Annotated in this window: 1 protein-coding gene; it reads left to right on the forward strand. The window is 36.0% G+C overall.

What is annotated here, in order from left to right; translation table 11 throughout:
• Positions 1-297, forward strand: a 297-nt coding sequence (gene tilS, locus WKI42_RS10795) for a tRNA lysidine(34) synthetase TilS (protein WP_368081917.1), incomplete at both ends; no start/stop codon positions are given.

Here is a 297-nt window from a genome sequence, read left to right on the forward strand (position 1 = left end):
GGATTTATAAAATCAGTCCGCAGGCTGATGAAAAGGAAGATGAACTTGTGTTACACTATCAAAATCAGGTATCTTATCAAGGATACACATTTTCCTTTGGACTTCCATTAGAAGGTGAATCAATTCAGCGAATACCTGTTTCACGGGAAACATCCATACACATTCGTCATCGAAAACCAGGAGATTTTTTGATTCAAAATGGGCATAGAAAAAAACTCAGACGTCTATTTATTGATTTGAAAATCCCTATGGAAAAGCGGAAATCTGCTCTGATTATTGAGCAATTTGGTGAAATTG

Origin of the sequence: Streptococcus pseudopneumoniae, from assembly GCF_038148935.1 — a bacterium.
Classification (GTDB): Bacteria; Bacillota; Bacilli; order Lactobacillales; family Streptococcaceae; genus Streptococcus; species Streptococcus pseudopneumoniae_U.